The 10,011-nt window shown below is 66.7% G+C and carries 11 protein-coding genes; 4 read left to right on the plus strand and 7 right to left on the minus strand.

What is annotated here, in order from left to right; genetic code table 11:
* Nucleotides 1–23 precede the first annotated feature (23 nt).
* From adk to RMP09_RS05425, 6 genes are all read right to left on the minus strand, one after another.
* On the minus strand, nucleotides 24–680 hold the full coding sequence (gene adk / locus RMP09_RS05400) for an adenylate kinase (RefSeq protein WP_310564979.1): 657 nt from the start codon (nucleotides 678–680) through the stop codon (nucleotides 24–26).
* Nucleotides 681–827: 147 nt separating this feature from the next.
* Complete coding sequence (gene kdsB / locus RMP09_RS05405; RefSeq protein ID WP_310564980.1) at nucleotides 828–1,598, minus strand: 3-deoxy-manno-octulosonate cytidylyltransferase; 771 nt, start codon at nucleotides 1,596–1,598, stop codon at nucleotides 828–830.
* On the minus strand, nucleotides 1,595–1,801 hold the full coding sequence (locus RMP09_RS05410) for a Trm112 family protein (RefSeq protein WP_310564981.1): 207 nt from the start codon (nucleotides 1,799–1,801) through the stop codon (nucleotides 1,595–1,597). The genes kdsB and RMP09_RS05410 overlap by 4 nt, the downstream gene beginning before the upstream one ends.
* Nucleotides 1,802–1,826: 25 nt before the next feature.
* Nucleotides 1,827–2,870, minus strand: coding sequence for a tetraacyldisaccharide 4'-kinase (lpxK, locus tag RMP09_RS05415; protein ID WP_310564982.1), 1,044 nt, complete (start codon nucleotides 2,868–2,870; stop codon nucleotides 1,827–1,829).
* A gap of 22 nt (nucleotides 2,871–2,892) precedes the next feature.
* Nucleotides 2,893–3,315 carry a biopolymer transporter ExbD gene (locus tag RMP09_RS05420; RefSeq protein ID WP_310564983.1) on the minus strand — a complete coding sequence of 141 codons (423 nt, stop codon included), beginning with the start codon at nucleotides 3,313–3,315 and terminating at the stop codon, nucleotides 2,893–2,895.
* Between the two features lie 20 nt (nucleotides 3,316–3,335).
* A complete protein-coding gene (locus tag RMP09_RS05425; RefSeq protein ID WP_310564984.1) occupies nucleotides 3,336–3,977 on the minus strand; it encodes a MotA/TolQ/ExbB proton channel family protein in 642 nt (213 codons plus the stop codon).
* A gap of 390 nt (nucleotides 3,978–4,367) precedes the next feature.
* Here RMP09_RS05425 and xseA point away from each other — a divergent pair, with 390 nt between their 5' ends.
* The 3 genes from xseA (at nucleotide 4,368) to RMP09_RS05440 (ending at nucleotide 8,783) form a co-directional block, all read left to right on the plus strand.
* Nucleotides 4,368–5,609, plus strand: coding sequence for an exodeoxyribonuclease VII large subunit (gene xseA / locus RMP09_RS05430; protein ID WP_310564985.1), 1,242 nt, complete (start codon nucleotides 4,368–4,370; stop codon nucleotides 5,607–5,609).
* 109 nt (nucleotides 5,610–5,718) lie between these two features.
* Nucleotides 5,719–6,300 (plus strand): Fe-Mn family superoxide dismutase, encoded by a 582-nt coding sequence (locus RMP09_RS05435; protein WP_310564986.1) that lies wholly within the window; start codon nucleotides 5,719–5,721, stop codon nucleotides 6,298–6,300.
* 248 nt (nucleotides 6,301–6,548) lie between these two features.
* The gene (locus RMP09_RS05440; RefSeq protein ID WP_310564987.1) at nucleotides 6,549–8,783 is read left to right on the plus strand and encodes an NADP-dependent isocitrate dehydrogenase; all 2,235 of its coding nucleotides are present in this window, start codon (nucleotides 6,549–6,551) and stop codon (nucleotides 8,781–8,783) included.
* A 93-nt stretch (nucleotides 8,784–8,876) separates the two neighbouring features.
* On the opposite strand, the gene RMP09_RS05445 is transcribed toward RMP09_RS05440, so the two are convergent.
* The gene (locus RMP09_RS05445; protein WP_310564988.1) at nucleotides 8,877–9,341 is read right to left on the minus strand and encodes a DUF192 domain-containing protein; all 465 of its coding nucleotides are present in this window, start codon (nucleotides 9,339–9,341) and stop codon (nucleotides 8,877–8,879) included.
* Nucleotides 9,342–9,515: 174 nt separating this feature from the next.
* Here RMP09_RS05445 and RMP09_RS05450 point away from each other — a divergent pair.
* Nucleotides 9,516–10,011, plus strand: a 496-nt coding sequence (locus RMP09_RS05450) for an isocitrate/isopropylmalate family dehydrogenase (RefSeq protein ID WP_310564989.1), incomplete at its 3' end; no start/stop codon positions are given.

The following is a 10,011-nucleotide window of genomic DNA, read 5'->3' on the forward strand; positions in this document are numbered from 1 at the left end:
CTTTTTTGCGAGGGTGCAGGCGTTTACTTGGCCAGTGCGTCGAAGGCGCGGGTGGTGATGTCGTCCACCGAACCCATGCCGCTGATGGCGCGGTACTTGGGGGCGGCGGCAGCGTCTTGCTTGGCCCAGTTGCTGTAATAGTCCACCAGGGGACGGGTCTGGGCGCTGTAGACCTCCAAGCGCTTCTTGACGGTTTCTTCCTTGTCGTCGTCGCGCTGGATCAGCGGTTCACCGGTCACGTCGTCGTGGCCTTCCACCTTGGGCGGGTTGAACTTGACGTGGTAGGTGCGGCCGGAAGCCGGGTGCGAACGGCGACCGCTCATGCGCTCAATGATGGCGTCGAACGGCACGTCGATTTCCAGCACGTAGTCCAGCTTCACGCCGGCGGCCTTCATGGCATCGGCCTGGGGGATGGTGCGGGGAAAGCCGTCGAACAGGAAGCCGTTGGCGCAATCGTCCTGCGCGATGCGCTCCTTGACCAGGTTGATGATCAGGTCGTCACTGACCAGGCCCCCGGCCTCCATAACAGCCTTGGCCTGCAGGCCCAGAGGGGTGCCGGCCTTGACCGCGGCGCGCAGCATGTCGCCGGTCGAGATTTGCGGAATGCCGTATTTCTGGCAGATGAAGGTGGCTTGCGTGCCTTTGCCGGCACCGGGAGCACCCAGGAGAATCAGTCGCATCGTTGTCCTTGTTGCAGAGTTTCAATGGATGGGCCGCTTGTCTCGGCGGCTGCCCCGCCGCAGGCGGGCAAAGGCTTTGTTTGAGGATAGCATGCGTCTCCCGCCGCCCTCCTTACAGGCGGGCGCCGTGCTCGCAGACCCGACCGTTCAGGTCGCCGCCAGCAGAGCCCGCACGCGGGCCAGGTCTTCGGGGGTGTCCACGCCGGCGCCGGGCGCCTGCGCACTCAGGTACACGGCGATGCGCTGACCATGCCAGAGCACGCGCAGCTGTTCCAGCGATTCGGTCTGCTCCAGCGGTGCCACGGCCAGGGTGGGGAACTGACGCAGGAAGCCGGCGCGGTAGCCGTAGATGCCGATGTGCCGCAGCGGCGCGGGCGAGGGCAGGGTGTGGCGCTGGGCAGCGTCGGCCATGCCGTCGCGCCACCAGGCGATGGGCGCGCGGCTGAAATACAGCGCGGTGTTCTGCCGGTCCAGCACCACCTTGACCACGTTGGGGTTGAGGAAGTCGTCCATCCGGTCGATGGCGTGGGCCGCGGTGCTCATCACGCAATCCGGGCGCTGCGTCAGTTCGTCGGCCACGGCGTCGATCAGCGCTGGTTCGATCAAGGGCTCGTCGCCCTGCACGTTGACCACCACCGCGTCGTCGGACAGGCCGAGCAGGGTGCAGGCTTCGGCCAGGCGGTCACTGCCCGATGGGTGGTCGCTGCGGGTCAGCAGCACCGGCACGCCGTGGGCTTCACAGGCCTGCACGATGCGGGCGTCGTCGGCCGCCACCACACAGCGGGCGGCGCGGCTTTGTGTAGCGCGCTGCGCCACCCGCACGACCATGGGCAGGCCGGCGATGTCGGCCAGCGGTTTGTCGGGCAGGCGGCTGGAGGCCAGGCGTGCCGGGATCAGGACGGTGAAGCCCTGGCTCATGCGGCGGCCGGCGGTGCGCTCGGGCGGGCGGCTTCGTCCTCGGTCAGGGGCCGCGCTTCGTGTTCCAGAAGGATGGGAATGCCGTCGCGGATGGGGTAGGCCAGTCGTGCGCTGCGCGAGAGCAGTTCCTGGGTGTCGCGTTGGTAGATCAGCGGGCCTTTGGTGACCGGGCAGACCAGCAGTTCAAGCAGTTTGGTGTCCATGCGGGCGATGATAGTGCGGCGGGGGTCAGCGACGGGCCCTGCGCTGGGCCAGCAAGGTGTCGAGCGCCGTCCAGAAGGCCGGCTCCGGCGTCAGCTCCAGCGGCACGGCCCAGGCCTGGACGCCGGGCGGTAGCTGGTCAAAGAGTTTGACCGCGTCTTTTTCGGTGCAGACCACGGTCGCGCCGGGCGGCAGATCGAGCGCGGCGTAGTCTTGCGCCTGGGCATGGTCGGCCATCGGGATGGCGCGCTGAAGCGGCAGGCCGCGTTCGCGCAGCATGTCGAAAAACACCTCGGGTCGGGCGATGCCGGCCACGGCGGTCAGCGGCTGCTGGGTCAGTTCTGCCAGGGGCAGTTGCTGCCCTTGTGGGCCCAGCGCGTGGTTCGCCAGCCGGCGCCGCGCGTCGAAGACGGGCATGCCGGGCGGCACCTCCAGGGAGGCGCCAGTCACGTCGTCCCGCTGCTGGTGCAGCAGCAGATCGGGGGCGAACCGGTCGCCGCGGGCCGGGGGCCACGGTTCGCGCAGCAGACCGGCGGGCAACTGCCAGCCATTGCCACTGCCGCGTTCGTCGAACACCGCGATGGACAGGTCGCGGCCCAGCGCCAGGTGCTGCAGGCCGTCGTCGCACAGCAGCAGGTTGACTTGCGGGTGCGCGGCCAGCAGCGCACGGGCGGCGTCCACGCGCTGCGCGGCCACGAACACCGGCACCCGAGTGCTGCGGTGGATCAGCGCGGGTTCGTCGCCGCAGGCGCTGGCGGGCGTGCCATCTTCCACAGCCAGCACCCCGTCGCCCTCGCGGCCGTAACCGCGCGAGACCACGCCCGGACGCCAGCCGGCAGCCTGCAGGTGGCGGACCAGGGCGATCACAGTGGGGGTCTTGCCGGCGCCGCCGACGACCACATTGCCCACCACCACGACCGGCACGGGCAGGCGGTGCACGGTCAGCACACCGGCGCGGTAGAGGGCTCGGCGGAGCGCCCCCAGGGCGGCGTAGACCAGGGAAACGGGCCAGAGCAGCCAGGCGAGAGGGCCTCGCCGCGACCACACGGCTTGCCAGTGGGCCGGGCTCATGCGCCGTGCGTGGGCAAAGCGGTCAGGACTTGCCGCCCGCCTGCTGGGTGGCGAAGGTCACCTGCACCAGACCGGCACGCCGTGCCGCGTCCATCACGTTGATGACCGACTGGTGGGTGGCGGCCGCGTCGGCGCTGATGATGACCACCACGTCCTTGTTGTCCTGCGCGGCGCGGGCCAGCGCGTTGGTCAGCGTGTCCACGCCGGCGCCTTCAAGCACTTCCTTGTTGATGGCGTAGCGCCCATCGCTGCCGACGGCCACGACCACTTCTTTGGGGTTGGACCGCTGTTGTTCCGCGTCGGCCACCGGCAGGTTGACCTGCAGTTCGGTGAATTTGCTGTAGGTGGTGGTGAGCATCAGAAAGATCAGCACCACCAGCAGGACGTCGATGAACGGGATCAGGTTGATCTCGGGCTCATCGCGGGTTCCGGGGCGGAAATTCATGGCGGCGTCCTCTCGGTCACTCAGCGGCGCAGGGTGGCGAGGTGGCGGGCAAAACGCTCGGCCGCCAGTTCCATGGACAGCAGGTAGTCGTCCACGCGGGCGCGGAAGTAGCGCCAGAAAATCAGCGCCGGAATGGCGACGATCAGGCCAAAGGCGGTGTTGTAGAGCGCGATCGAAATGCCGTGCGCCAGCTGGGCCGGGTTGCCGCCGCCGGGCGTGACGCCCATGCCGCCGTCCGCGCCTTGGGAACCGAAGATTTCAATCATGCCGATGACCGTGCCCAGCAGGCCCAGCAGCGGGGCGGCCGAGGCGATGGTGGCCAGCGCGCCGAGGTAGCGCTGCAGCTTGGCGGCCGCCTGGCGGCCGGCACCTTCGAGGTTGGCACGCAGGTCTTCGTCGCTGGCGCGCGGGTTGCCGCTGAGGGTGCGAAAACCGGAGGCCAGCACCTCGCCGAGCACCGAGTTCTGCTCCAGCTGCTTGACCACGTCCGGGCCGGGCACGCCGTTGCGCGACACCATGATGGCCTCGTCCAGCAGCTTGGCGGGCACGATCTTGGCGGTTTTGAGGCTGATGAAACGCTCGATGACCAGCGCCAGGCCCAGCACGGAGCAGGCGATCAGGGGCCAGATCGGCCAGCCGGCCGCTTGTATGATGGAAAGCAAATCAGGGCTCCAGACGAGGGCCGCCAGCCGGCGGCGCGGTGCGATGCCGGGATTATGGCGCAGGCCTCCCGGCGCCATTTCCGAACCACCCCCCGTGCCGCTTTCAGCGGTGCACAGATTCTGTGGATAACTTTGTGAAGAACCGGGTGTGCAACACGCGCCGGGCCGCACGGAATCTCGCTTCCAACACTTCGATGACAAAACAGGCAGTGCAAATCGCTTTGAAATCAAGGGCTTGCCAGCGGCGCCTTGTGCAGATGCGCGGCGCGGGGCCAAAACCCTGCAACGGCGCGGTGTGTGGACACATTTGCCCCGGAGACGCCTGTGGCTGAGCCGTTTGCCCCTTTGCAGGACGCTGCGGCGCGGCCCGTCTGGGCGGTTGGGCCGCTCATGCGTGCCATTGCGGACAGTCTGTCCGCGCGCTTCAACCCGGTCACCGTGCGCGGCGAGCTTTCGGGCTTTTCGCGCGCGGCCAGCGGGCATTGTTATTTCACGCTCAAGGACGAAGCCGGTCAGCTGCGCTGTGCGCTGTTCCGGCGCTCGGCGGACCAGCTGAACTTTGCCCCGCGCGATGGCATGGTGGTCGAGGCGCTGGGCAAGCTGGACGTGTACGGCCCGCGCGGCGACCTGCAGCTGATCGTGGACCGGCTCAAGCCGGCGGGGCAGGGCAACCTGTTCGAGCAGTTCCTGCGGCTCAAAGCGCAGCTGGAGGCGGAAGGTCTGTTCGACAGCGCCCGCAAGCGCCCTTTACCGGCGCAGCCGCGCAGCATCGGTGTGGTGACCTCGCTGGGGGCGGCCGCCTTGCGCGACGTGGTCACGGCGCTGCGCCGGCGCGTGCCGCATCTGCCGGTGGTGGTGTACCCGGCGGCGGTGCAGGGCGTACAGGCGCCGGCCGAGCTGTGCGCGGCGCTGCAAACCGCGTACCGGCGACACGCCGCATGCGGTGAAAGCGAGGTTCTGCTGCTGGTGCGCGGCGGGGGGGCGCTGGAAGACCTGTGGTCGTTCAACGACGAAACCCTGGTGCGCACGCTCGCCCAGGCGCCCATGCCGGTGGTCTGCGGCGTGGGCCACGAAACCGACTTCACCCTGGCCGATTTCGTGGCCGATCTGCGGGCCCCCACCCCCACGGCGGCGGCCGAGCTGTGCGCGCCGGCACGTGAGCAGCGGCTGGGTGAGCTGCAGTACCTGCAGGAGCGGGTGCAGTCGCTGGTGTGGGCGGGCGTGGACGAACGGGCGCAGGGGCTGGACCGGCTGGCGCAGCGCCTGGGCCGACCTTCGACCCGGTTGCACGACAGCCGCCAGCAACTGCTGGGTCTGCAACACCGCCTGCACGGCGGCGTGCAACTGGCTGTTGCGGCCCACCACAACCGTCGCGCGGCGGTGGCCCAGGCCTTGCCGCAGGCTGTGCGGCGCGCCCAGGAACTGCAGCGCCAGCGCCTGCAGCACAGCGAGCATGCGCTGGACCTGCTCGACCCCCGGCTGGTGCTGCAACGCGGCTACGCCTGGTTGGCCGATGCCCAGGGCCTTGCCGTGACCGGCGTGGCCCAGGTGCAGGCGGGGCAGGCACTGACCGCGACCCTGGCCGATGGCACGCTGGACCTGACGGTCAACGCCGCTGCCCGCACGCGATAAACCCGGTCGCACACGGAATAAAGGCCGTGCCTACAATCCGGCCTCGGTGGAGGGTTGCAGCGTGGCTGTTCCGCCCTCCGTTCACAACACCAACCGCACGAGGAACCCCATGGAACACACCCTGCCCGCACTGCCGTACGCCATCGACGCCCTGGCGCCGCATTACTCCAAGGAAACGCTGGAGTTCCACCACGGCAAGCACCACAACGCCTATGTGGTCAACCTGAACAACCTGCAAAAGGGCACCGAGTTCGAAGCCATGGACCTGGAGTCCATCGTCAAGAAGTCCAGCGGTGGCGTCTACAACAACGCGGCCCAGATCTGGAACCACACCTTCTTCTGGAACTGCATGAAGCCCAACGGCGGCGGCGAGCCGTCTGGCGCGCTGGCCACCGCGATCAACGCCAAGTGGGGCAGCTACGCCGCCTTCAAGGAAGCTTTCGTCAAGAGCGCCGTGGGCAACTTCGGTTCCGGCTGGACCTGGCTGGTCAAGAAGGCCGACGGCTCGGTCGACATCGTCAACATGGGCGCCGCCGGCACCCCGCTGACCACCGCCGACAAGGCCCTGCTGACGGTGGACGTGTGGGAACACGCGTACTACATCGATTACCGCAACCTGCGTCCGAAGTTTGTCGAGACCTTCCTGGACAAGCTGGTCAACTGGTCCTTCGCCGAAGCCAATTTCGCCTGATCGACCCGTGTGGCCGGGCCGCAGAGTGGCCGCCCAACAAAGCCCGAAGGTCTTGCCTTCGGGCTTTTTTTCTGGCCGGATGCAAAAAAAGTCGAAAAATGTTGTTCACTTTTCGCATTGCGGTAAACCAGTTCAAAAAATGAACTTGGGGTCAGAGGCTTGAAAGCAAAATCCCGGACGATCCCCGGCGCCCCCACCGAGCACCCGACTGGTCGGTGGGGAGCAGACAACCACACAGGAGCAACGCGATGACATCGTCTTCCACCATCATCTACACCCTCACCGACGAGGCCCCGCTGCTGGCCACCAGCGCCTTCCTGCCCATCGTGCGCACCTTCGCTGCGCCCGCGGGCGTTGACGTGGCGACCAGCGACATTTCGGTGGCGGCGCGTGTGCTGGCGACCTTTGCTGACTACCTCACGCCCGAGCAGCGTGTGCCCGATGCGCTGAGCGAGCTCGGTCAGCTGACGCTCAAGCCCGAAGCCAACATCATCAAGTTGCCCAACATCAGCGCCTCGGTGGGACAGCTGGTCGCCTGCGTGCGCGAACTGCAGGCCAAAGGCTATGCGCTGCCGGACTATCCGGAAGACCCGAAGACCGACGAGGAAAAAGCCATCCGTGCGATGTACGCCAAGTGCACGGGCAGCGCCGTGAACCCGGTGCTGCGCGAAGGCAACTCCGACCGCCGCGCGCCGCGCGCCGTGAAGGAATTCGCTCGCAAGAACCCGCACAGCATGGCCGAGTGGAGCCAGGCCTCGCGTTCGCATGTCTCGCACATGCACGCCGGCGACTTCTACCACGGTGAGAAGTCGATCACGCTGGACAAGGCACGCGACGTCAAGATGGAGCTGATCACCAACAGCGGCAAGACCATCGTGCTCAAGCCCAAGGTGTCGCTGCTGGACCGCGAGGTCATCGACAGCATGTTCATGAGCAAGAAGGCCCTGCTGGAGTTCTACGAGCGTGAGATCGAAGACGCCCGCAAGACCGGCGTGATGTTCTCGCTGCACGTCAAGGCGACCATGATGAAGGTCTCGCACCCCATCGTGTTCGGCCACTGCGTGAAGATCTTCTACAAGGACGCGTTCGCCAAGCACGGCGACCTGTTCAAGGAACTGGGCGTCAACGTCAACAACGGCATGGCCGATCTGTACGCCAAGATCGCCACGCTGCCGCAGAGCAAGCAGGACGAGATCAAGCGCGACCTGCACGCCTGCCACGAACACCGCCCCGAACTGGCGATGGTCGATTCCGCCAAGGGCATCACCAACTTCCACTCGCCCAACGACGTGATCGTGGACGCGTCCATGCCGGCCATGATCCGCAACGGCGGCAAGATGTGGGACGCCAACGGCCGCCTCAAGGACGTCAAGGCCGTGATGCCCGAGTCGACCTTCGCCCGCATCTACCAGGAGATCATCAACTTCTGCAAGTGGCACGGCGCCTTCGATCCCAAGACCATGGGCACGGTGCCCAACGTCGGCCTGATGGCCCAGCAGGCCGAGGAGTACGGCTCGCACGACAAGACCTTCGAGATCCCCGAGGACGGTGTGGCGAACATCACCGACCTGGCCACCGGCGAAGTGCTGCTGAGCCAGAACGTGGAGCAGGGCGACATCTGGCGCATGTGCCAGGTCAAGGATGCAGCGATCCGCGACTGGGTCAAGCTGGCCGTCAACCGCGCCCGCAACTCCGGCATGCCGGTGGTGTTCTGGCTCGACCAGTACCGCCCGCACGAAGCGCAGCTGATCACCAAGGTCAAGATGTACCTGCACGAGCACAACACCGCCGGGCTGGAGATCCAGATCATGAGCCAGGTGCGTGCCATGCGTTACACGCTGGAGCGCGTGATCCGCGGCCTGGACACCATCAGCGCCACCGGTAACATCCTGCGCGACTACCTGACCGACCTGTTCCCCATCATGGAACTGGGCACCTCGGCCAAGATGCTGTCCATCGTGCCCCTGATGGCCGGTGGCGGCATGTACGAAACTGGCGCCGGTGGCTCCGCGCCCAAGCACGTGCAGCAACTGGTGGAAGAAAACCACCTCCGCTGGGATTCGCTGGGCGAGTTCCTGGCCCTGGCCGTGTCGCTGGAAGACCTGGGCCTGAAGACCGGCAATGCCAAGGCCAAGATCCTGGCCAAGGCGCTGGATGCGGCCACCGGCAAACTGCTGGACAACAACAAGAACCCCTCGCCCAAGACCGGGCAGCTGGACAACCGCGGCAGCCAGTTCTATCTGGCCATGTACTGGGCCCAGGAACTGGCGGCGCAGACCGAAGACGCCGCGCTGGCCGCCCAGTTCGCGTCTTTGGCCCAGCAGCTGACCGACAACGAGCAGACCATCGTGGCCGAGCTGGCGGCGGTGCAGGGCCAGCCGGTGGACATCGGTGGTTACTACCAGCCCGACGCGGAGAAGCTCGCCACCGCGATGCGCCCGAGCCAGACGCTCAACGCCATCCTGGCGTCCGCGGCGGCCTGAGGGGGGCTCTGAGGGGGTTTTCTTCTCGGCTCATAAAAAACAGCCCGCCGGCTCAAGCCGGCGGGCTGTTTTTTTGTGTGGAACCGGGCGGATTCAGTTGGACTTTTTCGTGCCGGCGAACGGCGGCCCGTTGAGCTTGGCCCCGGCCTGCAAACCGCGCTTGGCAAACCAGCCCCGGTTCATTTCCAGCACATAGCGCACCGGTTCGGCCGAGCAGTGCGAGTCGAGCGTTTGCGGCTTCATGTCGGCCAGGTTGACGATGGTGCCGTCGTCGGCGATGAAGGCAGCGGTGAGCGGCAGCAGGGTGTTCTTCATCCAGAAGCACTGGCCGGCGCGCTGCTCGAATACGAACAGCATGCCCTCGTTGGCGGGCATTTCCTTGCGGTGCATCAGCCCGGTGGCGCGCTGCTCCGGGGTGCTGGCCACCTGCGTCTGGATCAGGTGCATGCCCGCCGACAGGGTGACCCGGGGCAGCTGGAGCTGGGGGGCATCCTGGCCCCAGGCCGGCCCGTGCAGGGCGGCAAGCAGACCTATCAGGGGGGCGATCAGACGTTTCATGGGGCAGGCTCTGGACGGCGGAAATGCGGCGATTGTCCCTCATCCGATGCGCGGGATCCGCGGAGGTCGGCCCTTCAATCGGGACTAGAATTTGTCGGCTTGGCCCTGTGAGACGCTCTCCGCTGCAGGGTTGAAACCGTTTCAGAACAAGCCCACCACCCGAGACCCGAATCCATGTACCAGCACATCCAGGTGCCCGCCCAAGGCCAGAAGATCACCGTCAACGCCGACATGTCGCTCAACGTGCCGGACGAGCCCGTCGTGCCGTACATCGAAGGCGATGGCACCGGTCTGGACATCACGCCGGTGATGCTCAAGGTGGTCGATGCCGCCGTGGAAAAGGCCTATGGCGGTCGCCGCAAGATCCACTGGATGGAGGTGTACGCGGGCGAAAAATCCACCCAGGTGTACGGTCCCGATGTGTGGCTGCCCGAAGAAACCCTGCAAGCGCTGCGCGAGTACGTGGTGTCCATCAAGGGGCCCTTGACCACCCCGGTGGGCGGTGGCATCCGTTCGCTGAACGTGGCGCTGCGCCAGGAGCTGGACCTGTACGTCTGCCTGCGCCCGGTGCAGTACTTCAAGGGCGTGCCCTCGCCGGTGAAAGAGCCGCACAAGACCAACATGGTGATCTTCCGTGAGAACTCGGAAGACATCTACGCCGGCATCGAAT

The organism is Hydrogenophaga sp. (genome assembly GCF_031426985.1).
In the GTDB taxonomy this organism is placed as follows: Bacteria; Pseudomonadota; Gammaproteobacteria; order Burkholderiales; family Burkholderiaceae_C; genus Hydrogenophaga.

What these genes read in the sequence shown, in the direction of transcription:
- adk (WP_310564979.1), bottom strand. Translation starts at nt 680, where the DNA reads ATGCGACTGATTCTCCTGGGTGCTCCCGGTGCCGGCAAAGGCACGCAA.
- kdsB (WP_310564980.1), bottom strand. Translation starts at nt 1,598, where the DNA reads ATGAGCCAGGGCTTCACCGTCCTGATCCCGGCACGCCTGGCCTCCAGC.
- RMP09_RS05410 (WP_310564981.1), bottom strand. Translation starts at nt 1,801, where the DNA reads ATGGACACCAAACTGCTTGAACTGCTGGTCTGCCCGGTCACCAAAGGC.
- lpxK (WP_310564982.1), bottom strand. Translation starts at nt 2,870, where the DNA reads ATGAGCCCGGCCCACTGGCAAGCCGTGTGGTCGCGGCGAGGCCCTCTC.
- RMP09_RS05420 (WP_310564983.1), bottom strand. Translation starts at nt 3,315, where the DNA reads ATGAATTTCCGCCCCGGAACCCGCGATGAGCCCGAGATCAACCTGATC.
- xseA (WP_310564985.1), top strand. Translation starts at nt 4,368, where the DNA reads ATGCGTGCCATTGCGGACAGTCTGTCCGCGCGCTTCAACCCGGTCACC.
- RMP09_RS05435 (WP_310564986.1), top strand. Translation starts at nt 5,719, where the DNA reads ATGGAACACACCCTGCCCGCACTGCCGTACGCCATCGACGCCCTGGCG.
- RMP09_RS05440 (WP_310564987.1), top strand. Translation starts at nt 6,549, where the DNA reads ATGACATCGTCTTCCACCATCATCTACACCCTCACCGACGAGGCCCCG.
- RMP09_RS05445 (WP_310564988.1), bottom strand. Translation starts at nt 9,341, where the DNA reads ATGAAACGTCTGATCGCCCCCCTGATAGGTCTGCTTGCCGCCCTGCAC.